Below are 344 nucleotides of genomic sequence, written 5' to 3' on the forward strand. Positions count from 1 at the left end.
ATCTTTTTTGGAATATGAAATAAATGAGATAACATCAGCTAATCTGATAATTGGTGAAGATGAGAAACTCAAGGAAGAATACACTTTACTCTCAAATGGTAAAAAGATTATTAAGTCCATGTCAGAAATACATACTTATGTTAATGGAGACAGTACCAACATGACTGGTGCAATAGACCAAATTGGGCAATCTGTAAGGTTGCTGTCTGGAATAAAAACACTAGATAAAAATATAATGAACATGGAAGAACAGATCTCAAACATTGAGATTATGTTAAGTGATTTTAATAGAGATATAAACGACTATATAAGTAGTTTTGAGCTAGATGAATCAAGATATTTTG

Annotated in this window: 1 pseudogene; it reads left to right on the forward strand. The window is 30.2% G+C overall.

The features are described 5' to 3' along the window. A pseudogene (locus tag ACX6CF_RS27005) lies at nt 1–344 on the forward strand (DNA repair protein RecN); the annotation flags it as partial.

The sequence above is a fragment of the Vallitalea sediminicola genome, from assembly GCF_054408565.1.